The sequence below is a fragment of the Paenibacillus sp. YAE3 genome, assembly GCF_057546105.1.
This window is the reverse complement of the sequence record NZ_BAAIYF010000011.1, coordinates 103,601-130,282: the sequence shown is the minus strand read 5'-3', so window position 1 is coordinate 130,282 and position 26,682 is coordinate 103,601. Positions and strand designations below refer to the sequence as shown.

General features: G+C 51.4%; 24 protein-coding genes, 1 pseudogene and 1 CRISPR repeat array. Of the genes and pseudogenes, 16 read left to right on the top strand and 9 right to left on the bottom strand.

Annotated features, from left to right (window positions below; translation table 11 throughout):
• Positions 1–92: 92 nt before the first annotated feature.
• The gene (locus tag AC27KL_RS20855) at positions 93–1,001 is read left to right on the top strand and encodes an HD domain-containing protein (protein WP_487170899.1); all 909 of its coding nucleotides are present in this window, start codon (positions 93–95) and stop codon (positions 999–1,001) included.
• Between the two features lie 122 nt (positions 1,002–1,123).
• The gene (locus tag AC27KL_RS20850; protein WP_487170898.1) at positions 1,124–2,518 is read left to right on the top strand and encodes an MATE family efflux transporter; all 1,395 of its coding nucleotides are present in this window, start codon (positions 1,124–1,126) and stop codon (positions 2,516–2,518) included.
• Between the two features lie 141 nt (positions 2,519–2,659).
• Here AC27KL_RS20850 and chrA read toward each other — a convergent pair whose 3' ends face one another.
• Both chrA and AC27KL_RS20840 read right to left on the bottom strand, forming a co-directional pair.
• Entirely contained in the window at positions 2,660–3,886 is a 1,227-nt protein-coding gene (gene chrA / locus AC27KL_RS20845; protein WP_487170897.1) for a chromate efflux transporter, read from the bottom strand.
• 75 nt (positions 3,887–3,961) lie between these two features.
• Complete coding sequence (locus AC27KL_RS20840; RefSeq protein WP_487170896.1) at positions 3,962–4,849, bottom strand: LysR family transcriptional regulator; 888 nt, start codon at positions 4,847–4,849, stop codon at positions 3,962–3,964.
• Positions 4,850–5,033: 184 nt separating this feature from the next.
• On the opposite strand from AC27KL_RS20840, the gene AC27KL_RS20835 reads away from it, so the two are divergent.
• The 3 genes from AC27KL_RS20835 to AC27KL_RS20825 all read left to right on the top strand — a co-directional run bounded on the left by AC27KL_RS20835 (position 5,034) and on the right by AC27KL_RS20825 (position 8,011).
• Positions 5,034–6,428 (top strand): MFS transporter, encoded by a 1,395-nt coding sequence (locus AC27KL_RS20835; RefSeq protein ID WP_487170895.1) that lies wholly within the window; start codon positions 5,034–5,036, stop codon positions 6,426–6,428.
• Between the two features lie 38 nt (positions 6,429–6,466).
• Positions 6,467–7,399: an NADP-dependent oxidoreductase gene (locus AC27KL_RS20830; protein WP_339323546.1), complete on the top strand. Its 933-nt coding sequence runs from the start codon at positions 6,467–6,469 to the stop codon at positions 7,397–7,399.
• 69 nt (positions 7,400–7,468) lie between these two features.
• On the top strand, positions 7,469–8,011 hold the full coding sequence (locus tag AC27KL_RS20825) for an NADPH-dependent FMN reductase (RefSeq protein WP_487170894.1): 543 nt from the start codon (positions 7,469–7,471) through the stop codon (positions 8,009–8,011).
• 935 nt (positions 8,012–8,946) lie between these two features.
• Here the strand turns inward: AC27KL_RS20825 and AC27KL_RS20820 are convergent.
• A complete protein-coding gene (locus tag AC27KL_RS20820) occupies positions 8,947–9,309 on the bottom strand; it encodes a hypothetical protein (protein ID WP_487170893.1) in 363 nt (120 codons plus the stop codon).
• Positions 9,310–9,534: 225 nt separating this feature from the next.
• Between AC27KL_RS20820 and uvrA the strand changes: the two are divergent.
• Positions 9,535–9,951: pseudogene (uvrA, locus tag AC27KL_RS20815) on the top strand (ABC-ATPase UvrA); the annotation flags it as partial.
• An 82-nt stretch (positions 9,952–10,033) separates the two neighbouring features.
• On the opposite strand, the gene AC27KL_RS20810 reads toward uvrA, so the two are convergent.
• Complete coding sequence (locus tag AC27KL_RS20810) at positions 10,034–10,510, bottom strand: hypothetical protein (RefSeq protein WP_487170892.1); 477 nt, start codon at positions 10,508–10,510, stop codon at positions 10,034–10,036.
• Positions 10,511–10,722: 212 nt separating this feature from the next.
• On the opposite strand from AC27KL_RS20810, the gene AC27KL_RS20805 reads away from it, so the two are divergent.
• Both AC27KL_RS20805 and AC27KL_RS20800 read left to right on the top strand, forming a co-directional pair.
• A complete protein-coding gene (locus tag AC27KL_RS20805; RefSeq protein ID WP_487170891.1) occupies positions 10,723–11,598 on the top strand; it encodes an ADP-ribosylglycohydrolase family protein in 876 nt (291 codons plus the stop codon).
• 103 nt (positions 11,599–11,701) lie between these two features.
• Positions 11,702–12,469 carry a hypothetical protein gene (locus tag AC27KL_RS20800; RefSeq protein ID WP_487170890.1) on the top strand — a complete coding sequence of 256 codons (768 nt, stop codon included), beginning with the start codon at positions 11,702–11,704 and terminating at the stop codon, positions 12,467–12,469.
• 65 nt (positions 12,470–12,534) lie between these two features.
• Here the strand turns inward: AC27KL_RS20800 and AC27KL_RS20795 are convergent, their stop codons facing one another.
• The 3 genes from AC27KL_RS20795 to AC27KL_RS20785 form a co-directional block, all read right to left on the bottom strand.
• Positions 12,535–13,287, bottom strand: a complete 753-nt coding sequence (locus AC27KL_RS20795) for an AraC family transcriptional regulator (protein ID WP_487170972.1) — start codon at positions 13,285–13,287, stop codon at positions 12,535–12,537.
• 43 nt (positions 13,288–13,330) lie between these two features.
• On the bottom strand, positions 13,331–13,927 hold the full coding sequence (locus tag AC27KL_RS20790) for a LysE family translocator (protein ID WP_487170889.1): 597 nt from the start codon (positions 13,925–13,927) through the stop codon (positions 13,331–13,333).
• Between the two features lie 363 nt (positions 13,928–14,290).
• Positions 14,291–15,186: a CRISPR direct-repeat array (repeat unit 32 nt; unit sequence GTCGCATCCTGTGTGGATGCGTGGATTGAAAT).
• A 250-nt stretch (positions 15,187–15,436) separates the two neighbouring features.
• Positions 15,437–15,520 (bottom strand): putative holin-like toxin, encoded by an 84-nt coding sequence (locus tag AC27KL_RS20785; RefSeq protein WP_487170971.1) that lies wholly within the window; start codon positions 15,518–15,520, stop codon positions 15,437–15,439.
• A gap of 192 nt (positions 15,521–15,712) precedes the next feature.
• Between AC27KL_RS20785 and AC27KL_RS20780 the strand changes: the two genes are divergently transcribed.
• The 5 genes from AC27KL_RS20780 to AC27KL_RS20760 all read left to right on the top strand — a co-directional run bounded on the left by AC27KL_RS20780 (position 15,713) and on the right by AC27KL_RS20760 (position 20,764).
• Positions 15,713–16,396: a response regulator gene (locus tag AC27KL_RS20780; RefSeq protein WP_487170888.1), complete on the top strand. Its 684-nt coding sequence runs from the start codon at positions 15,713–15,715 to the stop codon at positions 16,394–16,396.
• An 18-nt stretch (positions 16,397–16,414) separates the two neighbouring features.
• Positions 16,415–17,449, top strand: a complete 1,035-nt coding sequence (locus AC27KL_RS20775; RefSeq protein WP_487170887.1) for a sensor histidine kinase — start codon at positions 16,415–16,417, stop codon at positions 17,447–17,449.
• A gap of 225 nt (positions 17,450–17,674) precedes the next feature.
• On the top strand, positions 17,675–18,460 hold the full coding sequence (locus tag AC27KL_RS20770; RefSeq protein WP_487170886.1) for an ABC transporter ATP-binding protein: 786 nt from the start codon (positions 17,675–17,677) through the stop codon (positions 18,458–18,460).
• A complete protein-coding gene (locus AC27KL_RS20765) occupies positions 18,447–20,375 on the top strand; it encodes an ABC transporter permease (RefSeq protein WP_487170885.1) in 1,929 nt (642 codons plus the stop codon). Before AC27KL_RS20770 ends, AC27KL_RS20765 begins: the two co-directional genes overlap by 14 nt.
• 56 nt (positions 20,376–20,431) lie before the next feature.
• A complete protein-coding gene (locus AC27KL_RS20760) occupies positions 20,432–20,764 on the top strand; it encodes a YxeA family protein (protein ID WP_339323557.1) in 333 nt (110 codons plus the stop codon).
• 178 nt (positions 20,765–20,942) lie between these two features.
• Here AC27KL_RS20760 and AC27KL_RS20755 read toward each other — a convergent pair whose 3' ends face one another.
• Positions 20,943–21,308, bottom strand: a complete 366-nt coding sequence (locus AC27KL_RS20755; RefSeq protein WP_487170884.1) for a DoxX family protein — start codon at positions 21,306–21,308, stop codon at positions 20,943–20,945.
• Between the two features lie 315 nt (positions 21,309–21,623).
• On the opposite strand from AC27KL_RS20755, the gene AC27KL_RS20750 reads away from it, so the two are divergent.
• Complete coding sequence (locus AC27KL_RS20750; protein WP_487170883.1) at positions 21,624–22,235, top strand: TetR/AcrR family transcriptional regulator; 612 nt, start codon at positions 21,624–21,626, stop codon at positions 22,233–22,235.
• Positions 22,236–22,337: 102 nt separating this feature from the next.
• Here the strand turns inward: AC27KL_RS20750 and AC27KL_RS20745 are convergent, their stop codons facing one another.
• Positions 22,338–23,843 carry an oligosaccharide flippase family protein gene (locus AC27KL_RS20745; RefSeq protein ID WP_487170882.1) on the bottom strand — a complete coding sequence of 502 codons (1,506 nt, stop codon included), beginning with the start codon at positions 23,841–23,843 and terminating at the stop codon, positions 22,338–22,340.
• Positions 23,844–24,066: 223 nt separating this feature from the next.
• Between AC27KL_RS20745 and AC27KL_RS20740 the strand changes: the two genes are divergently transcribed.
• Together AC27KL_RS20740 and mutT are read left to right on the top strand one after the other, a co-directional pair.
• Positions 24,067–25,176, top strand: a complete 1,110-nt coding sequence (locus tag AC27KL_RS20740; RefSeq protein WP_487170881.1) for an amidase domain-containing protein — start codon at positions 24,067–24,069, stop codon at positions 25,174–25,176.
• Positions 25,177–25,488: 312 nt separating this feature from the next.
• On the top strand, positions 25,489–26,550 hold the full coding sequence (mutT, locus tag AC27KL_RS20735; RefSeq protein WP_487170880.1) for an 8-oxo-dGTP diphosphatase MutT: 1,062 nt from the start codon (positions 25,489–25,491) through the stop codon (positions 26,548–26,550).
• Positions 26,551–26,682: the final 132 nt, after the last annotated feature.

Genomic DNA, 26,682 nt, shown 5'->3' with positions numbered 1-26,682 from the left:
TTCATAATAACGGTAATCGATCGGAGTAAACATCGAATGCCGGCCATACCTTTGGTCTATGGTTAAAATACTCGCAAAGGATGTGAAAACCCATGAATCGAATCGACGCTGCCATCGAATTTGCGGCCTACGCCCATCGGAACCAGTTCAGAAAAGGAAGCGAAATCCCTTATATCAGCCATCCTTTCGGCGTGGCGATGATTCTGCTTGAAGCCAAATGCAAGGAGGAGGTCGTCATGGCCGGCCTGCTTCACGATACCCTCGAGGATACCGACACCACGGACGAAGACATCCGCAGCCGATTCGGCGAGGAGGTGCTGCGCCTGGTGCAGGGCGCGTCCGAACCGGACAAAAGCCTGTCGTGGGAAGCGCGTAAGGAACATACGCTGGAATTTTTGAAAAGCGCCGACCTGTCCACCAGGCAGCTGTCCTGCGCGGACAAATTGCATAATTTGCGCTCCGTCCGAAGGGATTTTGCAGCGTACGGCGACGAAGTATGGAACAAATTCAAACGGGGTTACGACAAGCAGAAATGGTATTACGTGAACCTGGTGGAAAGCCTCGGGTACGCCTCGCGTTTTCCGCTGCTGGATACGTTCCAGGACGAGGTCGAGTCGTTTTTCCTGGGAATCGAGGTTTCGGAGGAGGAGAGCCGGTGCCGCCGAAATCCGAAGTTTTTCGATGCGGTGTTTGCGTGTTTGTTTGCTTCTTCCGAGCGGATTGCCCGCATCGAAAGCGAACTGGAGGAAAAGGGGCTGCTCGCCTGCAAACGGTCCGTCTTCGAGCGGATCGAGCGCTGCAGGCAAGGGGATGGGGAATGCGCGGAGAAAAAAGTTGAGATGTTTCGCTACTTCACTTCGCGAGGCATCGACTTCGAACCCAATTCGGAAGGCACGGATATCATCATTTCGGCCTGCGCGGCCATGCAGGAGGCGTTCCGGCTGTACCCGCATGAAGTGTACCATCATCTTCTCCGCAGTTTGAAGAAGGGCCTTTTATAGCCCGCCGCGAGGGATGCTTCGGAGCATTTTTTCGAAAAAAACGAATCCATCCCATCCATTCCGCCCAAACCGTGCTATAATACGGTGAACGCTTTAAACTACACGGAAGAAGAGATGACATTTTGGGTACGCCGGCTCCATATTACAAACAGAAAACGAATGTATTCCTGAATAAGTATTTTACCGGAAGCAAGCTTGATTACAGGCAAATTATCGCGATCATTATCCCGATATTTGTGGATCAAGCTTTTATTATTTTAATGAGCTTGTTGAACACGGCAATGATTGCCTCCTCCGGGGTGGCGGCCGTCAGCGCGGTCAGCATGGTGGATTCGCTGAACATTTTCCTCGTGAACGTCTTTATTGCCGTCGCGACGGGCGGGACCGTCATCGTGGCGCAGTACAAGGGCAGCGGGAACGACGGCATGGTATCGAAAACGGCCGCGCAGGCCATTACGGCGGTGGCGCTCATTTCGATCCTGCTGTGCGTGCTCGTGATCGCTTTTCACACCCCTTTGCTGAATTTGCTGTTCGGGCAGGCGGAAGCCGACGTCTTCCAAAATGCAAGGCTGTATCTGATCGGAAGCTGCCTTTCGTATCCGTTTATCGCGGTGTTCCAAGCCGTGACCGGAGCGCTCCGAGGCGTAGCGGAGACGAAAGCGTGCCTCGGGTTGTCCCTGATTTTGAACCTGTCCTATTTATTGCTGAACATTTTGTTCATTACCGTGCTCGATATGGGCATCATGGGACTCATTATTTCGCTGATTACGGCAAGGGTGCTCGGCACGGGCATTTCGCTGTTTTATTTGATCCGCATGAACCACACGCTTCGCTACCGGATCAAGGATGCGCTGAAGATCGATTTTTCGCTGCTGAAAAAGATCATGATCATCGGCATCCCGTTTGCCGCGGAGCAGATGTTTTTTAACGGCGGCAAGCTGCTGACGCAGACGTTTATCGTGCAGCTTGGAACGCTGGCGATTACGGTAAACGCGATCGGCGGTTCGATTTCGCTCCTGTTCCAGATCGGGGGCAGCGCGCTCAGCATCGCCGTCGTCACGGTGGTCGGCCAGTGCATCGGGAACGGCAACATTCCGGACGCCCGGAAATTCATCAAGTCCTTTATCGGGCTGTCGACGGTGTTTTTTATCGTGATCGCGGCGATCATTTTGCCGCTGTTCCCGTGGATCGTCAATCTGTTTTCGCCGCCGGCCGAAATCGTTCCGGACATTTTTAACCTCACGCTGCTCATCGCCATTACGCAGCCGATTTTCTGGTCCGCCAGCTTCATCATGCCGTCGGCGCTGCGCGCGGCCGGGGATTCGAACTTCACCTCGATCACGTCGCTGCTGTCGATGTGGGTGCTGCGCGTCATTTTGGGTTATGTGCTCGCCATCCCGCTGAAATTCGGCATCATGGGCGTTTGGGTGGCGATGGTCACCGAATGGGGCGTCCGCGGCGCGATTTTCTGGTGGCGTTTCAGGGGCGAGAAGTGGTACCGCAGGAAGCTGATTTGATATAGATCGTAATGAAAAGCGGGCAAAAATAAAGGGCCCCCTTGGAATAAACATTGGAACGGTTAAGGCGATCCGATGAATTCCAGGGGGTTTTTTGATGGGACAAAGTTCTCGGAGGATTGTCGGTATCTTGATCGTGACTTACGTGAACGAAGAGATAATCGCCCCGCCGGCTGCGCAAAACAACACGACGGCCCATGGGGGAAGCTTCCATAACATCAGCAAGCCGAATGCAGCGATCGCAAGGCCAAAGTCGTAAGGCGTATGAATCGCTTTCGTCCACACCGGATCGTACAGCGCGGCGAGCAAAATGCCGACCACGGCGGCGTTGATCCCTTGGAACACCGACTGGAAACGCGGACGGTTGCGAATCATATCCCAGAACGGCAGCGCACCGGTAACCAGCAGAAAAGAAGGCAGGAACATCGCGATTAAGGCGATGCCCGCTCCGGCCCAGCCGTTCATGACGGTTCCCAAATAAGCGGAGAAGGTGAACAAGGGACCCGGGATCGCTTGAGCCGCCCCGTACCCGGCAAGAAACTGGGCTTCCGTGACCCAGCCAGCGGGAACCACCTCGGCCTGAAGCATCGGAAGCACGACGTGGCCGCCGCCGAAAACGAGCGAACCGACTCGGAAAAAGGAGTCGAACAGCGCCAAGCCTTGGGAGGAGGAGGCGGCTCGCAGCAGCGGCAATCCCAGCAGCAGGCCGACAAACACGACCCAGGCGGCAACCGCCGTACGGCGGCGGATCGCTATGCCCAGACGAGGCGTTTCCGGAACGTTGGATGCGGTCAAAAACCATCGGCCGACAAGCCCCGCGGCAGCAATAAGGATCAACTGCGTATAAGCAGAAGGCCATACCAAGACGATGACAGCGGTCAAAATGGCGATGGTGCCCCGGTTCCGGTCGGGAGCCAGGCTTCGGGCCATGCCCCAGACGGCTTGGGCGACGACGGCCACGGCGGCGATCATCAGCCCGTGCAGCCAACCGGCGCCGCTGACGTCGGCATGGTGAAGCAGATAAGCGAAGAGCATCAGCGCCAAAGCGGAGGGCAGCGTAAAACCGATCCAGGACGCGATCCCGCCGAGCAGTCCGCCGCGCATCATGCCGATGGCGATCCCGACCTGGCTGCTGGCCGGTCCCGGCAGGAACTGGCACAAGGCGACCAGGTCGGCATAACTTTTTTCGTCCAGCCATTTCCGGCGTTTGACGTATTCGTCGCGAAAATAGCCCAAATGGGCGATCGGCCCGCCAAACGACGTCAATCCGAGCTTCGTCGATGCTCCCAGGATTTCGAGGATCGAACCTTCGGGACGTTTCGTGGCTTCCGTTTCGGCATGCGATGCTGCATCCGTTTGTTTCGTCATTTTTACTTTCGACCTCGCCCTCGTGTTTTTTGGAATATGCACGTTCCACATCGATAGCGCCTCGTCTGCAACGCGTCACTGAGGCTTGTTAAAGTCTCTGTAATACTGGAGAAGAAAGTCGCGGAAAGTTTGCGCCGCTTGCGACAAATAGCGCTTTTTCAGCCAAATTAACCGAAAAGAACGCCGGCAATAGGGTTGACGGATCGGAACCAGCGTTAAAGAAGGGTCTTTCTCTTTGGCGGTTTCCGTCAAAAAACCAACGCCCATCCCGTTCTGCACAAAGTTGCTGATGACCGCGAATTCGTCCACGGCGCATATCGTCGCAGGTTCAAACCCCGCTTCCCTGCAAAAGCCGTTCGTTAATTCCCTGAAGCTGTTCCCTTCTTTCAAACTGATGAAAGGCTCCGCCGCCGCTTCGATCAAGTCGATGCTTTGCCGATCGGCGAAGCGATGGCCGGGAGGTACGGCCAAAAAGATTTCCTCCGTCAGAAACGGCATGCTGTCGACTTCCTCATGTTCCACGGGCAAAGAGGTGATGCAAAAATCCGCTTCCCCGTTTAGAAGGAGATCCAATTTCTCCTCTTCCGTCGGGATTTGCGTCAGGCGAAGGTTAATGTTGGGGTACATCGATAAAAACGAACCGATCACTTCGGCATCGCATTTGTGATTGGTCGTCGCCAAAAACAGGCGCCCGCGTTCCAGCCCGGCTTGCTCCAACACTTGGCGCTTCCCTTCTTCCAACGATAAGAGGGCCGACTCGACATGCTCCAAAAAGATTTTGCCGAATTGGTTCAGCCGAATTTGCCGGTTCTGGCGGTCGAAAAGGGGCACGCCTACATCCTGTTCCAAACGAGAAATTGTTTTGCTGAGGGCCGGCTGAGCAATATGAAGCTCTTCGGCAGCTTTGGTCATATGTTCCAGCCGGGCGACCGTTTGAAAATATTTCAGCTGCAGCAATTCCACGTGCATCCCTCCTATCCATATACCCGAGTATATCATTATATAAATAAATATATATTTTCATTTATTTTAAAGCAATCATACAATGGAAAACAAAGGCAGACGCGGCGTCAAATTTGATAGATCGATCCGTGTTTAAATGTATCACATGTTCATGAGGGAGGGGGTGGTATAAGTGGAGGCCTCTTTGAAGAAGACGGAAAAAACGGCGGAAAAACTGCTTCGAATCATGTTTTTTACGCTGATCATATCCGTGATGAACGCAACGATCTTTAATGTGGCCCTTCCTTCGATTAGCGAAGAATTTTCCCTCTCCGCCTCGAACGTCAGCTGGATGACGACCGGATACGGCATCGTGTATGCGATCGGAACGGTCACGTATGGCAAATTGGCCGATCGATATCGATTGAAGAATGTGTTGACATTCGGATTGATTCTGATGTCTTTAGGTTCGCTTGCGGGGCTCGCAGCGACGCAATATGGAATGCTGGTTGCCGGGCGAATGCTGCAGGCGGCAGGAGCCGCCGTGATTCCCTCCATCTCGATGCTGATCCCGGTAAAGTATTTTACTTCCGAAAAGCGCGGCCGCGCAATAGGCACGTTGGTTAGCGGGTTAGCGCTTGGGAATGCGTTGAGCCCCATTGCGGCCGGTTTGGTGGCAGGCATGCTGCATTGGCGTTTGCTGTTCTGTTTTTCGTTTCTGATCTGGTTGACGCTGCCTTTTTTCCGAAAACACTTGGACGATCAACCGATCAAAACGGCAAGCAAGCTCGATGTGATCGGGGGCGTTCTTCTTGCGGGTACGGTCGCTTGCGTGCTTTTGTCGCTCACCCGTTCGCTCATTTTCCTGCCGGTCGGCCTGCTTTCATTCGTTTTACTGCTTCTGCGCATCCGGTTTGCTGCCGAACCCTTTATCGAGCCGTCGTTGTTTCGAAGTAAAAATTATTCGCTAGCCGTTCTCGTTGCCTTGCTGGCCGCCGGTTTGGGTGCGGGAGTGCCGTTTATCGCGCCGCAGCTGCTTTCCAACGTAAACCATGTCTCTTCCGCGTATATTGGCTTTGTGCTGTTCCCGGGGGCGGTTGCTGCCGCGCTGTTAGGGAGGGCGGCCGGCAAACTGGCTGACCGGAAGGGGAATTCGTTTCTTTTTTATGCGGCGGCCATTCCTTTGTTCATGAGCTTTTGCGTTTTATCGACGTTGTCGGGGATGTCTCCGGCGTGGCTGTGGATCGTTTTGGCCTTGGCGAACATAGGGCAGACCTTCATTCAGGTGGCGATGTCCAATAACGTATCCCGCACTTTGTCGAAGGAGCAGGCCGGGATCGGGATGGGTTTTTATACGATGATGACGTTTATGGCGGGAGCGGCTTCCACCGCTATGATCGGCAAGGTGCTCGATGCTTTGGCGACCGTTCGGTTGAATCCTTGGCAAGTCTATGAGCGGGCCGCCGCGTATAGCAATGCCTTTTTTATGCTTGCCTGCGTTTCTCTTTTGGCGATTGCGTTGTATTTCGTTCTGTTCGGCGCCAAAAGCGTCCAAGCTTCCTTCCGTCCGGACCCGAAAAAACGCGCCAAGGCAGGCTAAGTTTTGAAATATAACGATGCATGTAAAGGAGAATCATGATGACCAGACCCATGATGCAAGCCGTCCGTGTTCATCAATATGGAGGGCCCGAGGTTTTAACGCTGGAGAGGATCCCGGTACCGACGCCGGCGTCCGATGAGATATTGATTCGCGTGCATGCCGTGGGCGTATTGCCCGTCGACTGGGCTTACCGCCAAGGGTTGATGCAGAAACACGTTCCGCTGCAGTTTCCCTTTATTCCCGGATCGGCTGTGGCCGGAGTCGTCGAAGAGTCGAACGTAAAAGGATTCGAGAAAGGGCAGGCCGTTTTCGGCCGGGCCAGTCACGGAGCCTGCGCGGAGTATGTGACAACGACCGTGAAAACCATCGCCCATAAACCGGAGCAGCTTTCTTTTGCCGAAGCAGCTGCGATATCGGGCGGGGCCACGACGGCCTGGATGGCGCTTTTTGCCCATGGCGGCCTGGAACCGGGACAACGCGTGTTGGTTCATGCCGCCGCAGGAGGCGTCGGCTCGTTTGCGGTTCAATTTGCCAAATGGAAAGGCGCCGAGGTAATCGGAACGTGTTCGACGGCCAATGTAGACTATGTGAAGTCGCTAGGCGCGGATACCGTGATCGATTACAAAACGACGTCGTTCGAAGAGGTCGTCCAAGACGTCGATTTGGTGCTTGACGCTGTCGGGGGAGAAACGCTTGAACGTTCATGGTCCGTTTTAAAACGCGGAGGAACGCTTCTCTCGCTTGTCGACGTCCCTTCCGAAAAGAAAGCCGAGGAACTGGGCATTCATGCGCGATTCAGCAATGAACTTGCGCCCAACGAAGTGTTTCAAGCGATTGCCCAATTGATGGCGGAAGGAAAAGTGAAAGCGACGATTGGAAAGGAATTTCCGCTTCAAGACCTTCAGCAGGCCCACGAGCTATGCCAAACCGGGCACGGGAGAGGGCGGATCATCGTCCGGATTGCGGAGTAATTCCGCGAGTTAACCTGAAAAACGACCAGCTATTAAAGTTGGCGATCGTAAAATAGAGGAGGATATAACATGGAAAAGTTGAACATCGGCATCATTTTAGGAAGCACGCGCCAAGGACGTTTAAGCCCGCAAGTCGGAAATTGGGTGAAAGAAATCGGGGATCAACGGGGAGACGCGAATTATGAAATCGTAGACATCGCAGACTATAAACTGCCGTTTTATGGAGAGGGTACCGGCAACGAACCCGGATTGACGGCATGGTCGGAGAAGCTTTCCCGCTTGGATGGTTTTGTATTTATTGTTCAAGAGTACAATCACAGCATTACGGGAGCCTTAAAAAATGCGCTGGATTCTGCACGCGACGAATGGAACAACAAGGCGGCGGGGATCGTCAGCTACGGTTCGACGGGCGGAGCACGCGCGGCCGAGCATTTGCGGGGAATCCTGGGCGAATTGCTGGTTGCGGACGTTCGCGTGCATCCGACCTTATCGCTGTATACGGATTTCGAAAACTTCAGAACATTCAAACCGGCCGAATTGCATCTTCAAAATGTAAACGCGATGCTGGATCAAACGATCGCCTGGAGCGGTGCTTTAAAAACTTTGCGATAAAGGCTGTTTTTCAAAAGTGTGTTGAGAGTCTTTGCCGTTCGCGGCAAAGGCTCTTTTTGTATCCCTCACCTCTCATTTACGTCAACTTATGTCATAATTGGGGGTTATACTGATGGTAAAGTCAGGTCAGGTGAAATGAGGGAAACAGCCATGAACGAAAGCTGCGCAAAACCGCCTTCCTCTCCATATCTGACATGAGCTCCGGAGACGACGCCAATCCAATAACGTCGCTGCTCTTGGTTTTGATTGGACCTATTCATAACGTTCGCTTCACACATAAAGATAGTATAGGCTGGATGCGGAGCCATATAGCCACTTCTCGTTTAATGGTTTAATGATGATATAAAAACGCTACTGACAACAGTATGTCAGTAGCGTTTTTTGCCGCTTGCCAAAATCAATATGGGTGAAACTCCATTTCCCACTTAATGACTTTAAAATCGAGAGCTTTTATTTATAAGGCGAAGCGGATTTTACCGATATTCAGTTATCTGAATATAATGCCACCGAATATTATCAGACGTCCGAAGACTTGATTTTCTTGCTTAAACATACTCCAACCGTTCCCGATTTCGGGCTTTCTGAATCAATACACTCTTGAATGACAAAAGAGCCGGAATTAAGATATATAAAATCAATTAGACTAGACCGCCTAAGCACAATGCTTAAGCGGTCTTTGTTAAGAGGGCTATTTTCTGCTATATCTTTTTATCTCTTATCCAGGCAATATATTGGTAAACAGCATATAAAGTTACCAATGTCAATAAACACCAAACAATCAGGATAATACCCATACTTCCGATTTCGGATAATCCCTTAAAATTTGAAGCTAAGAATATGAGTAATCCAATATCGGTTCCGATAAAAATTAAAACAGGTATAGCATAGGCTATTCGACGTTTAATGACCCTTCTCCTTTCTGCTAAAAGCCAGATTTATATTATACCATAATTGGCATCACCAAACATATTGTATATCTGATTAATAGCATTTTGTTGATACTGAGCTGTATTTTTAGTAATGTCCAGCCTCGATTTAGTGCCATATGCTGATGAAGTAATTCCAATTAATATGGTTAATGCATTCGAGTAGTTTATTACCATGGCTACCCAACCAACTGGGCCGGAATATGTTGTATAAAACAAAATAAATGATGCAATTGTTCCTCCCCAGCTTAATGCTTCCATAAACTTGTAATATTCCAATCCATCAACAACGTATCTTTCATATGTGTCTATATAAGACTTAAAATGTAGAAAGTCTTGATGCTTTGCCTGAATCGTTGCCAATATTTCCATGAAGACTGGTGTACATGTGAGGCTCGTTTGAAAGTCCCAGAACCTGAGCTGTGAAATCTCCATTTAGTATGTTATGTCTATAGTAGTTGTCCCATGCTCCACAGGATTCAACTCCGTTAGAAACATCTGGACATACTGAGGCCTTAAGTGACTTATCCATAATATCAATAGATTCCAGGGACGGTCCGGGAGAACGCTTCGATTTTCGTGGAGCCGGAAATTGCCGGAAGGCTGGAACTGCTCTGCGAGGTCGGCCTGGACTACCTGCAACTGGGACAGCCAACATCCACCTTGTCGTGAGGAGAAGCCCAGCGCATCAAACTGGCGAAGGAACTAAGTAAAAAAACCAGGAACATACCCTCTATTTATTGGATTAGCCGACGACGGGGCTCCATCCCTGGGATGTACGCCAGCTTTGCTCCCTGCTCAACCGTTTGGTAGACGCCGGCAATACGGTGATCGTGATCGAGCATAATCTCGACCTTATTGCGGAATCGGACTGGGTGGCCGATTTCGAACACGGTGGGCGGCGAAGAGGGAGGACGCTTGATCGCTCAGGGCACGCCGGAAGAAGTCGCCGCCACCAAAGGCTCCCACACCGGAACATACTTGGCGGCCCATCTCTCGCGCGCCCGGAAATGATCGAAGCCGGCAGGAGCCTTTACGCATACCGTTCATCGGAAAATGATAAGGCAGTCCAAAGAAAACTTTGGGGCTATCTTTGTCATTCCGTTACCTCAACCGTTTGGGGATCGGCTTCCATTTTATAGTCCTTGAAACTGCCGCCTTGATTTACTTTAAATTCCGCGACTGCTGAAATCGTATAGACGCCCGGTTCCTTTATCTTATAGTGGTATACCTCTGAGATCGTCTTCTTGCCGGAGAGCGTCCGTACCTTTCCTACATCATGAACCCCAAAAGAGTTGATTTGCTTTCCGTTTCTATCTTTAATCAAAAATACGAACACGTTCTCCCTGCTCATCATCGTCATTTTTTGTTCCGTGTTCACTAGAAGCTCGGCTTTTACCACAAACTCCTTGCCCGTTTTCAGTTTCTTTGGGACGGTGACACGGGCCGTAAAATCCTTCATATCCGAATTCTTGGATTCCACCCCCGTGATTGTCGACCGAAGTTGCCCCGGATTAAAGGACTGAGAGACGAACAAGCTCAAAAGAATGATAACGGCAATAATGATCTTCATGGATAAACACCTCCATTTAAAAGACGATGGAAAAATACCGACTGTTGCTGCTTTATCTATATTATTTTTCTAAAAGGGTGGTCTGTGAAATCGGGTCTGCACCGGGCTGCCTAACGGCACGCCCCGACATAAGCGGCCTATTGTAGTATAATCATAGCCAAATAAGCATTTGCCTGGAATTCTATCTCCAAATCAGGAAACGAGGTGCTTACATGGAAAGCAAACTATTCGACCGCATCAAAGGCGGGCTGTATGGCGTGGCCGTGGGCGACGCGCTGGGCGGAACGACGGAGTTTATGAGCGCAAAAGAGGTCGAGGCGAAACACGGCTATTTGACGGAGATCATCGGCGGGGGCGTGTGGAGCCTGGAACCGGGGGAAGTGACCGACGATACGATGATGACGCTTTGCGTGGCGGAAGGGATTCTCGAACATCCGGAGGAGCCGATGGAGGCGATCGGGCGCCGTTTTATGGCCTGGTATGAATCGCGGCCCAAAGACATCGGGAACATCATCCGTCACGTATTTGAGAAATACGAGGGGGACTGGTTCGAAGCGGCTTTTGTTGCGCATATGGATATGGGACAAAGCGGCGGAAACGGGTCCCTTATGCGGTGCCTGCCGGCGGCGCTGGCCTACAGCGACCCGGCGGATATGGAGCGGGTGACAACCATGCAGTCGCGGATGACGCATTACGATCCAAGGTGCGCGGAAGCCTGCATCCTGTACAACCGGATCGCTGAGCGTCTTTTGCAGGGCGAAAACTTAAGAGCAGCGATTTTGGCCGAGACGGCAGGTAGCGAATACGAAGGCATCATCGAAGCGGAGCCGGATTGCCCGCCGAGCGGTTTTGTCGTACATACCTTCCGGTGGGTGCTGCATATTTTGCTCCATGCGCCGGATTTTGCTAGCGTCGTGCAGCAGGCGGCGAATCTAGGGGGAGACTCCGACACGATCGGCGCGATTGCCGGCGGGTTGGCTGGTATCTATTATGGCTACGAGGGCATTCCCGCCCGATATACGGAGGCGATTCTAATCAAAGAGAGACTCGACCGGGCGGTTTCGGGGTTGTATGCGCTTAGGACCTAGATGACGGAAATTTAAATAATGAAATACATTTTATAAACTTTTTGGATGGATTCGGCGAGTACAATGAAGGAAACGCATGGTAAGCGAAAACGGGAGAATTCATATGAACACGAAGATTTTATTTTCTGCATCTCTTTTATGGTTTGGCCTGCTGATGGGCTGCACGCCTCAGGCGGCGGTTGAACCTGATCGCGCTACGGATCTTTCCGCGCCGAATCCCACCGATCAAGCCATTCACAAAAAAGACGAGGTTTCCCACGGGCCGGAAACCCCAAGCAAGCTCACCAGCCAGTTTCCAAAATCGATTCTTACGGCTTCCACCGAACTCGACTCGGTGAAAGACACTCCATCCATTCGTGCCAAGACGGTCACCGAGCAAGGAACGTTAGTGATGATGTCGAACGGGTGGGAGGAGCTTGGGCATTTGGTCGCATCGAGCAATTACGGACGGGAAGGCGACAAAACGTTTCAAAGCGACTATTCCGTTATTTACCGGCAAGGAAAAGAAAATCGGGTATTGCTGGAGCTGCCCGCGTTGATGTTTGCCCGGCCCGACGACAAGAAGCTGTCTTTCGAGAGGATTCGTTTCAAAGATGCGGACGTTTACGTTCTTACCCCGCAGTACAAAACGGGTCATGGGGTGGAAGGATATTTGTTTGCGGTCGATCAACGCAGCGGCGAAGCTTTTCCTTTGCAAATCGTTAGCAACGGGCATGTGTTCCATACGCTGGTTTATTCCGAAATCAATCCGTTTCCGCATGTTGAAAACGACAAATTGATCGTGTATCCGCCTGTGGGAGCGGGCGGCGACCCCATCGGGAAAATACAATACCGGCTGGATTTGGACAAGAAGCGGCTGGTATCCGAATGAGCGAAGAGGCTCTCCAGCCAGCCATCCTTTCCGGATACAGGACGAAGAGCCGGGCGGAACGATAGTCACATGTTACCTTTCACATAGGACAAATATTCGAAAGCCGTCGTGCCGTACACCTGTTTAAAATGCCGGTTCAGATGGGCCAGATCCACAAAACCGCAGCTGCTGACGGCCAGATAAATGTCCTTATGCTGCTCGATCACCTGTTTTGCCTGCTCCACCCGGCAGTTCACGAAATACTGGTAAGGCGAGATGCCGGTGTTGGCTTTAAAAGCGCGGATGAATTGGTATTTGGACATCCCGAAGGCAAGGCTGATTTCATCCAGGCGAAGCACATGCTGCAGGTCGCTGCGCATCATTTCTTTGGCTTTTTCCGTAAAGGTACGGTCCTTGATGTTCATCGGCTCCAAAATATCCTGGGAGACATGCCCCGCGACTTTAAAAAGCAGATCGCTGCATAACGCTTCGTCCCGACCTTCGGAAATAGCCTGCGATAACTCCAGCAAGCTTTGCCTTAACCCGGCATGATACACGATCGGTTCTTTGAAGCGCAGCACATCCTTTTTTCCGAGAGCCTCCAAAAAGAGATCCGGATGAACGTAGACCATGACGTAGTCGATTCCCGACCGGTCGTGGGCTTTTCCGTCATGGGTCTGCTCCGGATGAAACAACATCACGCCGCCCCGGACGGACGACTGCATGCTGCCTTCCAGATGATACTGTTGGACCCCGCGCAGGGTAACCCCCATGGCGTATTCCTCGTGGCAGTGTTTTTTATAAGTGAAATCCGATAAGCTGGCGGACAGAGCCGTCATGCCTGCGGATTGGCTGTAGGTAAACCGTTCTTCCAATGTCATGTCACCCCTTTGCAAGCTCCACGATCCCGGACACCATGACCGCAGAATAGACCAGAGACGATGCGAGTATGATATTGGTCGCTTTTTGGTATTTTTGCAGCAGTGTTTTTAACAGCTTACCAAAAACCGCCCAGGTTAGGTAGGCTAAAATCCCGATGAGCGAAACCAGCGCCACAAAGGCCGAAAGGACGAAGCCCGATGTATAGTAAGGCATGACGTAGATCGGGATCACCGTAACGGTAAACAAGACCACCTTGGGATTGAGAAACTGCATGCAAAATCCGGACATGAACGACGTTGCCTGCTTGGCAGCCGCGCGGGACACATCCATCCGGAGGATTTTATAAGCCAGGTAAAGGATGAACAAGCTCCCGGCGATTCGAAGTCCGGCGAGCAATACCGGCATGCGGGTCAGCAATTCCCGGTTTACCGTTACCGAGGCTGCGATCAGCAGCACAAAAGCCAAAGAAGATCCGGCAATGAACTTTAAAGCGTGTTTGAAGCCGTTTTGATTCACCGACGCCAAAATGACGATATTCGAGGGTCCCGGCGTGAAGGTGACGACGACGCAGTATAAGAGGAACGACATGATGTTCATGCTCACAGGCTCCTTCAAGAATAAGTTTCTTGCATTATAGAGCCGAAAAGCCGATAGGGAATAGTACATTATTGCAAGGAGCTCAGGAGATAGATTTTTCCGGGACTCCGCATGGTTTGGGGAACATCATAGCTGTCCCGTACGGGTTATGATAAGATAAAGAAGTAAGCGGTACCTTTTTACAGATCGCCTGGGAAAGTCTTTGGTGCGAATGTGAAGTGAACATGAATTCCCCGGGGGTTCGCACCCGAAAAATCTTGGTACCCTTCCTTTTATGTGAATAAATGTTTATTCTATGGGGCAGGAAATGTTGTTTAATGAAATAAAGAGCCTATTTTGAGGGAAGTTCGCCTGAAAATCGGAGTCGCATCCTGTGTGGATGCGTGGATTGAAATGCAGATCATGACGAAGTATTCGTCGTTTTCTATCGTCGCATCCTGTGTGGATGCGTGGATTGAAATCAATATATCTGTATATATGTCTGGTGTTTTAAATGTCGCATCCTGTGTGGATGCGTGGATTGAAATGCCGGTGCAACTTCGCGGAATGATTGCCTTTTCAGTCGCATCCTGTGTGGATGCGTGGATTGAAATAACAACGAAGTGCAGTATGGACGTTACGACGAAATCGTCGCATCCTGTGTGGATGCGTGGATTGAAATATAGGCTCGGCAATCAATTCACGCCAACGCGTCGGGGTCGCATCCTGTGTGGATGCGTGGATTGAAATATTTTCGTCCTCCTTTAATTTCGTTTAGCGAACGCGTCGCATCCTGTGTGGATGCGTGGATTGAAATTGGGGTCAGGTTTATAAAGCGTCCCGTCTTCCGGGTCGCATCCTGTGTGGATGCGTGGATTGAAATACATGGGGTGGAGATTGGTATTCCTTTAAGGACTGTCGCATCCTGTGTGGATGCGTGGATTGAAATCCTCATAGACCGCATTTGATTATTTAGCTGCAATTGTCGCATCCTGTGTGGATGCGTGGATTGAAATATGCAGGAAGATATAGTAGGTTGTGTTCGCCGCGTCGCATCCTGTGTGGATGCGTGGATTGAAATTTCAAGAAATTCGTCTTGAGAGGATCCCAATCGACGTCGCATCCTATGTGGATGCGTGGATTGAAATAACATGGACCAATTCCGGATCATCGATATGGTTGGTCGCATCCTATGTGGATGCGTGGATTGAAATTCAACGCTGGCATAGAAACTTTGCATGTCAATAAGTCGCATCCTATCCGGATGCGTGGATCGAAAGATAAGCCGTCGTAGAACTCACCTCCCGTTTGGCCGCTTTTTAAACACAAGAAAATCACGCGAAACGGGTCGCTAAGAAATTTACGGAAGCCCTAATTGCCACGAACCTTGAGGTATATTTCTCCATATGCTAAGATAACATTAAAGAAGGGACCGTGCTGGAACACGATCCCTCAGCACAACAGCCGCTAAAAAGAGCGGTCGGCCGTAAGGTTGATCAGAAAATAGACCGAATCCTTACCTGGGGCGGTCTATTTTCGTTTATTAAACGAAAGCAGCGCGACGATTAATGTCCCGAAGGTAAGCATTAAGCTTATCGCTTCATACGCTGTCATAGGCATCACCTCCCGTTAGGGAGACTAGCCGACCGCCCTTATAGCCGAAATGTTGTACTATCCATATTATACCATATGACTCTCTTTCGAGGGTCTTTTTCTATTTAAGGAAGAGTCCTTTATCCTGCCTTGTATTTCAAATCACGCCCGCTATGATTTACAATACATGGTATGAAAGGGGACGGTATACCGATGGATATGAACATTTTTATCGTCGAAGACGATGCCCACATCTTTGAAGCCCTGAAGGAAAGGCTGGAAAAATGGTCTTTGCGCGTGACGGGACCGGAATCGTTTGACGATGTGATGGGTTCTTTTGCCGATGCGCAGCCCCATCTGGTCGTCTTGGATATTCAGCTTCCGAAATACGACGGTTTTCACTGGTGCCGGGAAATTCGGGCGGTATCGAAGGTGCCGATCCTGTTCCTGTCCTCGCGGGACCATCCGATGGATATGGTGATGGCGATGAACATGGGCGCGGACGACTACGTCCAGAAGCCGTTCCATATGGACGTGCTGCTGGCCAAAATCCAGGCGATCCTCCGCCGGACGTATGCATACGGGGAAGAGGCGTCGGATATTATCGAGTGGAACGGTGCGGTCATCGACATGAAGCGCGGCGTCATCCGCAAGGACGGCCAGGAGGCCGATTTGACGAAAAACGAATTTTTTATTCTTGCCGTTCTCGTCCAAGCGAAAAATGAAATCGTGTCCCGCCACGATCTGATCCGGAAGCTGTGGGAGGACGAGCATTTCGTGAATGACAACACCCTCACAGCCAACATGACGCGATTGCGCCAAAAGCTGGCGGTGCTCGGGCTCGAAGAAGCGATCGTCACGAAAAAAGGGCTTGGTTACATGGCCATCACGTTATAAAGGAGGCGAGTCGGAGAATTGTTTTTACGTTACGTGGCTTATAAAAAAAGCTGGATTGTTCTGTTTTTGGCGCTGCTCGTGTTTACCGACGTGCTGATTCTGCTCGACCATGGCATCGCGGTCCATGCCAGCTCCATAATGTATTTGAACGTGTTGTTCCTGCTCGTCTTTGCCGTATTTTTGGGTTGGCGTTATAAAACGGAAACGAAGTATGCGGCGGCGCTGGCGGCACGAAGCGAAGAGCTGCACGAGGACTGGCTGGAAACGTTGCCGAAACCGGCTTTTTATCCGGATGAGGTAACGAACGACATTTTGCGTGCGGCGGATCTTTTTTACAGAAGAAAGCTATCCGACGTGAAGCAGGCGCAGCTGATCGAAAATGATTTTACCTCCTCCTGGATTCATGAAGTGAAAGCGCCGCTGACCGCGATGAAACTTACGATCGACGCCAACCGCAGCGATCCGGCGATCCGGAAAATCGAAGCGGAGTGGCTGCGGATCCATTTGCTGATCGACCGGCAGCTCCATATGGCGCGCCTTCCGTCCCTTGAGTCGGATTACGTGCTGGAGCCGGCGTCCGTGCGGCGGCTTGCCGCGGAGGAGGTGCGCGACCTGGCTTCCTGGTGCATGGAGAAAAACATCGCGGTCGAATTCGAAGGCGAAGACGCCGAGGTCGTGACCGACCGGAAATGGTGCCGGTTCATCCTCCGCCAGCTGCTGACGAACGCCGTCAAATACAGCCCGGAGGGCGGGATCATCGTCATCGGGACAAGCGTCACGGAGAACGGGAACGCCGTCCTGAACATGAAGGACGAAGGGCCGGGCATTGCCGCGCACGACCTGCCGCGCATTTTCGATAAAGGCTTTACGGGCGGGAACGGCCGAATCCAAAATGCGGCAACAGGCCTCGGGCTGTATCTCGCGCAAACAGTCGCGTCCAAAATCGGGATTACGCTTCAAGCGCAGTCGGAGCCGCCAAACGGAACGAACATGCGCATGATTTTTGCGGCTAAAAACGAGTTTGAGGCGATCCGGAGAGGGATGCTGACATAGCCCCAATCCTTGTTTCTTCGAAGGGAATATCCCCTTCCGATGTTCCCCATAATGGAATCTATACAAGACAAGCAGCCGGGTACGTCCTGACTGCTTTTTTTGATTTGCCGCAGCAGCAACATGACGATATTGTCACCTTGCCCTGCCGGCCTGTCATCCAAAACGTGCGACAAGACCCGGCGGTCGAAAGTACAATGAGGATACAGCAAAACATGGAGGTTCGCTATGAATGACATCAATTTGCAAAAAACGGTGCTGCATGCGCAGAACGTCCGCAAAACCTACGGTTCGAAAGGCAGCGCCCAACAAGTGTTAAAAGGCATCGATCTTCGCGTCCTGGAAGGGGAATTCGTGGGCATCATGGGACCTTCCGGGTCGGGGAAAACCACCCTGCTGAACGTGCTGGCGACCATCGACCGCGCGACGGAGGGGACCATTCGGATCGACGACGCCGACGTTTCGAAAATGAAGGATGCCGAGCTTTCCGCTTTTCGCCGCCAAAAACTCGGCTTCATTTTTCAGGATTATAACCTGCTCGACACGCTCACCGTGAAGGAAAACATTCTGCTTCCTATTTCCCTCAGCAAAATGGATAAACGAATGGCGGAAGAGGAGTTCAACATCATCGCCGACATTTTGGGCATCAAGGAGCTGGCGCATAAATATCCGCATGAAATATCGGGCGGGCAAAAACAGCGCACGTCCGCCGGCCGCGCCCTGATCCACCGGCCCTCGATGGTGTTTGCAGACGAGCCGACGGGGGCGCTGGATTCCAAATCGGCTTCCTCCCTCTTGGGAACGATGGAAGACCTGAACCGGAAACGGGACGTCACCATCGTCATGGTCACGCATGATCCCGTCGCTTCCAGCTACTGCAGCCGGGTCGTGTTCCTGAAAGACGGACAAATTTACTCCGAGCTGTACCGCGGTGACAAAACAAGACCGTCGTTTTTCAAGGAAATCATGGACGTGCAGGCCGTGCTTGGGGGGGACAACATTGACGTTATTTGAACTGGTCATCCGCAGCATTCGGAAAAACATCAAACATTATTACCTGTACTTTTTTGCGCTCATTTTCAGCATGAGCCTGTATTTCGTCTTTGCGACGCTGCAGCATGATTCGTCGATCGTGGAGCGGATGGGCGCGGACGTGAATTTTGCAACGTCGTTCCGGGTGGCGGGAATTTTGCTGCTCGTCATCGTCGCCATCTTTACCATTTACGCCAACAGCATTTTTCTGAAGCGGCGCAGCAAGGAGATCGGTTTATACCAATTGATCGGCCTGTCGAAGCTGGGCGTGGCCCGGTTTTTGATCATCGAAAACATGCTGCTCGGATTGGGCGCCCTTCTGCTCGGGATCGGGTGCGGCGCGCTCGTATCGCGGCTGTTCCTGCTGATTCTGATGAGGCTGCTCGGCTTCGACGTCATCGTCGGGATCGCCTTTTCGGCCGCGGCGGCGGTGCAGACGGTGATCGTTTTTGCCGCCTTGATCGTGTTCACTTCGATACAGATGACGCTTACGGTTTACCGCAACACGCTGCTGGAATTGTTTAACGCGGATCGCCAAGGCGACCATCCCAAGAAGCCGAAAACCGTCGTCGCCGCGTTTCTTGCCCTGCTTGGCATCGCGCTGATCATCTGCGGCTATGACCTGTCGGGGCATATGGTGAACGACATGCTGTTTTTTAACATGCTACTGGTGCTCCTTTCGACGATCCTGGGCACGTATCTGCTGTTCCGGGTGACGATCGGGTGGCTGTTTTACCAGTTTCGGAAAAGAAAAAACGGGCATCTCGGGCTGCTGAACAGCTTGTCCCTTGCACCGCTCATGCACCGGATGAAAGCCAACGCCAACTCGCTCACGTTGATCACGGTGTTGTCGGCGATGACGCTTACGATGGTGGCGCTGGCCTACTCGCTTTATTTTTCGGCGGAAAGCGATACGCGCATCTCGCTGCCGTACGATTTTGTGTTCGAAAACAAAGAAAAGGACGCCAAGTCGTTCGGCGCGGAGCTGGAGAAGGCGGGCATCCGGTTCGATCATCACCCGATTGAAGCGGTGCGGTTGAAGGGAACGATCCGTGATCTGCAAGGCAAGCCGGAAGAATCGACGCAAGGCATGTTGTTCCTGCCGGCGGAGCAGCTTCAAAATGCGGGCATGAAGGTGAAAGTGCCGCCGAAAGGCGAGGCCGTGCTGTATGATGCCCGGGTGAACCTCGAAGGAAAAACCGATAAGGAAGGCATGGAGTTCCCGAAGGAAATCGCGCTGGGCAAACACGGGGAAACGAAAATGCGGCTGACGAACCTCGTCACGCAATACGTTATGAACTTCAACGTTTACGGCGCCCAGCTCGTGACCTCAGAAAACACCGTGCAGGAGCTGGCGAAAAACATGCCGGGATCTTCCGGATACGAAAAAGTCCGCCTGGATACGTACCAGGTCCCGGGCAAAGCGGAGCGTGCCAAGGCATCGGCCCTTTACGCCAAATACGTGTCGAAGGACGGCTTCGAACCCGATTTTCATACGCAATATGAGGGGGCGCTTCATTCGCTCGGGTTATTGATGTTCATCTCGGCCTTCCTAGGTCTGGTGTTCCTCATTTCGACGGGCAGCATCCTGTACTTCAAGCAAATGACCGAAGCGGAACAGGAGAAAAGGAGCTTCAAGACCTTGCGGCAGCTCGGCTTTGACGTGAAGGACATCATGAGGGGCATCGTACGCAAGCAGCTGTTCGTGTTCGCGATACCGCTCTTGATCGGCATCCTGCATTCTATCTTTGCCGTCAAAGCGGCGTCCATCCTGGTGCTGTCCGACATCACCGTACCCTCGGTGATTGCGATGGTCATGTACGCCTTGATCTATTTTGTGTTTGCGGTCCTGACCATCGGCTACTATAGGAAAATCGTCAAAAACGCCATGTCCTGACAGGCTGAAATCAAGCAAATCCATGATTCAACCATGGGAAAAGAGGAGGAACCATCATGAAAAAATTCGGCGCAGTTGCCGCTTTTATCATCGTCATTTTCGGAGCATTTTTCGTTTTTTCGTACAAAGACGTCGTCGATCGTTTCAACCCGTTCATCACCAAAGAATATGTCTACGTCCAGGTCAATAAACCTTCGGAACCGGACGACGGCCGATTCAAGTACAGCTTGACCGGGTACAATGCCGAGGGCAAAAAGAAAGACGTGACGTTTACGTCCAGCGTCGATTTGAAGCAGGGAGTTTATTTGAAGGTGCTGGCGAAGGGAGCGTACGTGCAGGAATGGGAGCAGGTGAAGCAGGAGGATTTGCCGAAGGGCATCGGGTTGTAAGGTGAATGAAGATTAGTTAAAACAAGGTTAGATAAAAAGAATAGATAGAAAAGATCAGATAAAAAAGGTTGGAATAGCAGATTTAGTGGGGAAAGCACTCGGCGGGTTGCCGGGTGTTTTTTCGTTGGAGCGGAATAACCGGGAGCCGCAGCCGTAGGTCCCGGCGTATCGATCGTGATCATAAAAGGTTCATGATGCCGTCCGCATTCATAAGGGTTACAACGAGGATAAGCGCAAGGAACACGACGGGCTGCACCGTTTTGCCGAACGAATCTTTAACCCTGATATGCGCAAAAAATGCGACCAGCATCGTAAATCCAAGCCAAATGCCGCCCCATGCAACCGCCTCTGCATACCAATAGCCGATGATGAGCACGGCCGCTCCGGCCAACTGAACCAGGCCCGTGATGACGCGGAACCATTGAGGCAGCTTCAAACCGTTGAACACATCCACCCAGTATTTGGCCCCCGCGATCTTCGCGGAACCCGAAAAGACATAATAAGCAATCAGCAAGCTTTGAAGAACGATCGATAACACGGTCATGGGAATTCCTCCATTGATTTAATTTTTTTACGATACCGATGCAAAGCTTATTCAATCCAGGAAATCATTTTCGCCACCCGAATTTCGCTCTTCGGCATCACAGCCCCCTTCAAGACCATTCGGATTTTCCTGCCTTCAGCGAAGCTACGCGTTTGTTCCCATCGCCACCTTGTAGCAAATATTGGTTACTGACTACATGGTAAGTTATAACTTTACTATCGTCAAGTATAATTTTATTTTTGTAAAATTAAATTTGACAGCAGTTCAGTAAGCGGGTACGATGATTTTAACAGACTGGGATGGAGGTACAGCCGAGTGGGAGAAATACGCAACGCGGAACGTACGCAAAAGAACATTCTTGAAGCCGCAAAACGCGAGTTTTTCGACAAGGGCTTTAAGGGGGCGCGGATTGAGGCGATCGCGGAAAACGCCGGGGTGAAGAAGCAGCTGATCTATCATTACTTCAAAGGGAAAGCGGAACTGCTGGAAGCGGTTTTGGCGTATTCAGCGACGAGTGAACCAGAGTGGGTTGCCCAGGTTCCCGACGATCCTCTCCATATTGCGGAGCACCGTTTCAGAGTCAACAGCCAGGCGAGGGCGGACTTCATTAAGTTCAGCGCTTGGGAAGCGCTTGAGGCGCGAGCCGAGCAAACCTCATGGAATAAGGGCGGGGAAAATGCCCTGCAATCCTACGCGTCGTACTGGAAGGCCCAACAAGAAAAGGGGATGGTGCCGCCGGATCTCGACCCTGAACTTTTGGCGCTGGCGCTGACCGCATTAACGACGTATCCGATCATTTTCAGCAACATCACGCAGATCATGACCGGCCTTGAGTCAAGCGACCCCGAATTTCAAGAGAGATGGTCGGCGTTTCTTACCAAGGTAAGCGGGCGTTTGTTGGAGCCGTATGGGAAGACGGAATCGTAAACGTGCTGAATCGTAAAAGCCTTATCTATTCTTCGCGATAGATAAGGCTTTATTTTTGCTTTTTCGGGTGTAGAGCACTCATTGGCCCTCCCGATTCATGGATTATTTTTTCCGGAATCGGTACAGGATGTATAAAACCATATTGGCGGTAAAAAACAACAGGCTTATGGCCGATCGGAGAGCCGACGACGCCAGGCCGATGTGCGCCAGAAAGGCATCCAATGGAGCATGGAGAAAGGGAATCAGCACCAGAAACAGCGAGATTTTAAACAAGTGGCCGATGGAAAACGCACCTTTGCACTGTTTATGCAAAACGATGGCGTTCCCAAGCAATGGAACGAGTTCGAATAGGAAGATGCCGATGGCCGCGCCGGCGTAACCGAACCCGGGAATGGCCGTTAAGAAGTATGCTGCAATCACGGAACAGGCAAGGCCGAAAAGAGAGCCGATGAAGGGCGCTTTCCTTTGGTCGGTCGTCCATAAAATCGTCGTCGTCAGCTCCCTCATCCCCGCAATGATCGGGGCAAAGGACATCCAGCGAATGGCCGCGGCCGCATCTTCGTTTCCAAAAATGAGCCTAGAGAGCTCGTCCGCATGAAAGAAAAGGATGATGGCAGAGCTGATCCCCCATAACCACCCGATTTCCAGGCATATGTTCGAGCGTTCTATAAAATCTTTCCTGTTGTTGCTTTGCCAACTGGCTGACAGCTTCGAGGCAACTGTATAGGATAAAGCGGCGGTCACAATGGTAGGCAGGTAAACGATGATCGATGCCATGCCGAATATTTCCCCGTAAACGGCGAGGGCACCCGAGTGGGTAAGTCCCGCGATCTGCAGTCGGCGAGGGATAATCAGCGCATCCAGAAGATCGGCTGCCGGGGAAATTAAACGGGTAAACATCATGGCAAGGGATGACTTTACGAAAAGAAAGGCTTCCGGCCCCAGGATGAACCAGCGTAACGTGGACGTTTTCCCCGCACTGATCGGCGAACCCTTTTGATTTTTATTTCGCAAAACCCAAAGAAAACATAATGCGGTCACGCCGCCTGTAAAGGCCCCGAACGCCGCCCCGCCGGCCGCAGCATGAATGCCGTATTTCAGCCATAAAACCGCCAATAATAACATCGTACCGGCGCGCACCGCCTGCTCGACGAGTTCGGAAACGGACGCTTGCAGGTAAGACTCGATCCCTTGCAAATAACCGCGGTACAGCTGCAGTAATGGAATCACCGCGAGCGCCGGCGCAATGCAGCGGATGGGAAACGCCAGACGGCTGTCCCCGAGATCATAAGCAATATATGGAGCTATGGCGTAGTAAAGAGAGCCGGAACATACACCCAGGATCAAAAACGGGACAACCAGCCGGTTGAAAAGTTGCAGACCGCGAGCTGCGTTTTTTGCCGTCATGAGCGCCAGTGGTGTAGGGAAGCCCCCTACGGTGAGCGTAAGCGCGAATCCGAAGATGGAGTATACGATCTGATAGATCCCTGTTCCTTCCGAGCCGAGCAGCCGAAACAATGGGATGCGGGCCGCAAGCCCGATGGCTTTCACCAGAAAAATGATGCTTGTGCGCATAACGGTTTGTTTAAGGACGGAAGGAAGCGGCATCTTTTCACCCCAAAAAACGTTGTCCCCAAATTATATGAGCGAAACGGTGAAGGTAGTCCCAATTAGCGGCCGAAACTTGTCTGAAACCAGGATATGGAATTCGAACCTCAAAGGATATTTCCGTTCATCATGGGAAGCATAAAGGTTGATTCTCAAAAGGATATTCAAGGATTTTCAATAAAGCCCTGACGCTTAAATAACCTTGATAAGGGAGATTTCCGCCGTGTTACGACTGTTTTTGCTGATTGGCATGTCTTTGATCCTTTGCTTATCGCCATCGGATACTTATGCGCTTTCCCCCGAGCAGGACGATGATAAAGTAAAGATGATGCCGTTTTTGGAGCAATTGTACCAAGACCGCAACCGCTTGCTCATTGATCAGCAGCCGACGACGATTGAAAAATATTACGACCTGTCCGAATCTGGGGGCCGCTACGCTTACCAAATGGAATTAAAACGCGCAACATACGTCCACGCATGGGTTGAAAAACGCGGACTTCGGCTGATCGCCGCCGAACCCCGCATCCGAATCGCCCGTTTGAAGGAAGTAGGGGATCAAGCCGTACTTTCTCTGGTCCAATCCACCAAAATTTCTTACGGCTACAAGTCGTCGTCCGTTCCTCCGCAGTCTTTTGGAATCGGTACCCGGCATGCCCTTATCCTGAAAAAAACGAGCGACGGATGGATCGTTAAAAAGGAGTGGTACCTCGATCCGCTTGAAGAAAATCCGGATCTGATCCCGGATTCCCCTCCCGGCTTTCCGCATCTTTCGCCCGAACCCGAGGCGGCCCAAAAAGAAGGCAGATACAAACGGGAACGCGCCGTCGCTTACGCCAACAAATATGCGGGACTGGCTTGGGGAGCCGGCAATAACAATCGATACAACCGGAATTATAGGGATTATACGTCTCTGGGAGGAGACTGCACCAACTTCGCATCCCAGGTGCTTGGCGATAAAAAAGAAGGCGGCGGATTGCCGATGTCCGGCATTTGGGGATATCGGGGAGGCGGAAGCCAGGCCTGGGTGCAGACGGATGCCTTCCAGCGCTTCTTGTTTTACTCCGGATACGGCCGCCTGGTTGCCAAAGGAACTTTTGAAGAAATTACGCGATCCAGCGACAAGCACCCGCACGGCGCGATTGCCAAGCTGCAGCCGGGCGATCTGATCGGCTACGAGCTGAAAGGGGACACGGACCACTTTTCCATCGTCGTCGGGCACGACGCCAACGGCTATCCCCTCGTGAACTCCCATACCGCCGACCGGTACCGTGTACCATTCGATTTGGGATGGGATCAAACGACGAAGTATATTTTGATTCATGTTAGGGATTAGGGGGATTCCTGGGGGTTATAAAGGGGTTCGAGTAGAACTGCATCGAAATATTTATTTTTACACAAAAACAGGCTCAGGAACGATCGTTAATCACTTCGTCCAGAGCCTTTTTTTAATAATAATCGGTGGAGAGTCTTTAATTAACTTTAACGGCTTCTTTTGATTTCATCCAGAGTTTTCCCGTTAATTTTTTATATAAATTTATATAAAATTGAAAGGCTATGAAATACACTCTTTGACAATATGGGATAATAAGATAATAGTTGTTAGGAGAAGGATGAATTGAGCTATTAAACAAGGAGGTCCCCCCCATTGATCCAAGTCGCCGCAGCCGTCATCGAAAACGAGCAAGGACAAGTCCTCATCGCCAGAAAAAAGTCCGGCAAACCCCAGGCAGGCCTGTGGGAGTTCCCGGGAGGCAAGCTGGAGCCAGAAGAATCGCCAATCGACTGTCTGAAGCGCGAGCTTCGCGAGGAAATGCAAATCACAATCGAGCCTTACGCATGGTTCGGAATAAACGATCATCATTATGGCGAAAAGCATATCCAGTTGATTGCATATAAAGCCCGATTCATTGACGGCACCATCCAACTTGTAGATCATGACGAAGTACGATGGGTGAAGCGGCATGAACTAGTTAAGTATACCTTTGCTCCCGCAGATGTTAAATTCGTTGAAATGCTTGCGGCTGAAGAGGGATGCTCGATTGGACAAGCACAGCCAGCGGAAGACATTACCATGGTTGGGAGGCAGAGGAGCGTAGAACTTTCATCCATCAAATCAACGCTGAAACAGGCATACGACAATCATGCGAATCTTAGGGATTCGGCAGAACTGGAAGGCTGGAAAGCCGAGGAACGTGACAACGTGCTGAATGCGTTCCGGTCGAATGATGTACACAGCGTTCTAGAAATCGGCGCGGGTCCGGGGCGGGACAGCCTGTTTTTTAAACATCATGGGTTTGATGTCACGGCCGTAGACTTATCCGAAGAAATGGTCCGTTTATGCAGGCAAAAAGGGCTGCACGCAAGGGTGATGGATTTTTACCATCTGGATTTTGCGGATCGCTCCTTTAATGCGGTGTACGCCATGAACTGCTTGCTGCATGTCCCGAAAGCCCAGCTGCCTAGCGTGCTCGCGGAAATCAAACGCGTTATGAAGCCCGGCGGATTGTTCTATTTAGGGCTTTATGGAGGCATGTCCACGGACGGCATTTGGGAGCAGGATACGTATGAGCCGAAGCGCTACTTTGCCATGTACCCGGATGAGGAGATTCAGCGGATCATCCAAATCTATTTTCATATGGAATACTTCCATACTCGGCATATGGGCGAAGGAAGCCCTCATTTTCAAGGGATGCTGTTAAGAAATTGACCTCATTGTGGTGGACGGGTTTCATCATGGGGTTTCGAGCGATTTAACAAGGCTTATGTCGTGTATTATAATCCGCTAATTCCACGGAGTCAGGTCATTGGATTGAATAAGAAGGAGCAAACGAACCATCAA

What these genes read in the sequence shown, in the direction of transcription:
- AC27KL_RS20855 (WP_487170899.1), top strand. Translation starts at nt 93, where the DNA reads ATGAATCGAATCGACGCTGCCATCGAATTTGCGGCCTACGCCCATCGG.
- chrA (WP_487170897.1), bottom strand. Translation starts at nt 3,886, where the DNA reads ATGACGAAACAAACGGATGCAGCATCGCATGCCGAAACGGAAGCCACG.
- AC27KL_RS20830 (WP_339323546.1), top strand. Translation starts at nt 6,467, where the DNA reads ATGACCAGACCCATGATGCAAGCCGTCCGTGTTCATCAATATGGAGGG.
- AC27KL_RS20825 (WP_487170894.1), top strand. Translation starts at nt 7,469, where the DNA reads ATGGAAAAGTTGAACATCGGCATCATTTTAGGAAGCACGCGCCAAGGA.
- AC27KL_RS20820 (WP_487170893.1), bottom strand. Translation starts at nt 9,309, where the DNA reads ATGGAAATATTGGCAACGATTCAGGCAAAGCATCAAGACTTTCTACAT.
- AC27KL_RS20810 (WP_487170892.1), bottom strand. Translation starts at nt 10,510, where the DNA reads ATGAAGATCATTATTGCCGTTATCATTCTTTTGAGCTTGTTCGTCTCT.
- AC27KL_RS20805 (WP_487170891.1), top strand. Translation starts at nt 10,723, where the DNA reads ATGGAAAGCAAACTATTCGACCGCATCAAAGGCGGGCTGTATGGCGTG.
- AC27KL_RS20800 (WP_487170890.1), top strand. Translation starts at nt 11,702, where the DNA reads ATGAACACGAAGATTTTATTTTCTGCATCTCTTTTATGGTTTGGCCTG.
- AC27KL_RS20795 (WP_487170972.1), bottom strand. Translation starts at nt 13,287, where the DNA reads ATGACGGCTCTGTCCGCCAGCTTATCGGATTTCACTTATAAAAAACAC.
- AC27KL_RS20790 (WP_487170889.1), bottom strand. Translation starts at nt 13,927, where the DNA reads ATGAACATCATGTCGTTCCTCTTATACTGCGTCGTCGTCACCTTCACG.
- AC27KL_RS20785 (WP_487170971.1), bottom strand. Translation starts at nt 15,520, where the DNA reads ATGACAGCGTATGAAGCGATAAGCTTAATGCTTACCTTCGGGACATTA.
- AC27KL_RS20780 (WP_487170888.1), top strand. Translation starts at nt 15,713, where the DNA reads ATGGATATGAACATTTTTATCGTCGAAGACGATGCCCACATCTTTGAA.
- AC27KL_RS20770 (WP_487170886.1), top strand. Translation starts at nt 17,675, where the DNA reads ATGAATGACATCAATTTGCAAAAAACGGTGCTGCATGCGCAGAACGTC.
- AC27KL_RS20760 (WP_339323557.1), top strand. Translation starts at nt 20,432, where the DNA reads ATGAAAAAATTCGGCGCAGTTGCCGCTTTTATCATCGTCATTTTCGGA.
- AC27KL_RS20755 (WP_487170884.1), bottom strand. Translation starts at nt 21,308, where the DNA reads ATGACCGTGTTATCGATCGTTCTTCAAAGCTTGCTGATTGCTTATTAT.
- AC27KL_RS20745 (WP_487170882.1), bottom strand. Translation starts at nt 23,843, where the DNA reads ATGCCGCTTCCTTCCGTCCTTAAACAAACCGTTATGCGCACAAGCATC.